Origin of the sequence: Halomonas sp. MCCC 1A11062 (assembly GCF_021404355.1) — a bacterium.
Lineage (GTDB): Bacteria > Pseudomonadota > Gammaproteobacteria > Pseudomonadales > Halomonadaceae > Halomonas > Halomonas aerodenitrificans.
On sequence record NZ_JABFTW010000095.1, the window covers coordinates 1 to 243 of the forward strand.

At 60.9% G+C, this 243-nt stretch carries 1 pseudogene; it reads right to left on the bottom strand.

Annotation, left to right across the window (positions count from 1 at the left end):
* Nucleotides 1-243: pseudogene (locus tag HOP58_RS23320) on the bottom strand (IS110 family transposase); the annotation flags it as partial.

Below are 243 nucleotides of genomic sequence, written 5' to 3' on the forward strand. Positions count from 1 at the left end.
GGTGCTGATCGAGGTGGTCATCGATCTCCCGCTGGAGACGATCCCGCTCACGCGTCAATGCCGACAGGATGTCATCGATCGAGCGGAGGATATCGGTTGCCATGACGAACTCGGCTTTCTCACGCCGGTTTCGCTCACGCTGAATGTCCTTGTCCAGTGCGTCGAGTCTCGCTGCTAGCGCCTTGAGCTTGCGTACCTCCTCAGGCTCCGGCTGCCACGCATCAGGTCGTTGCGTCGCGCCAT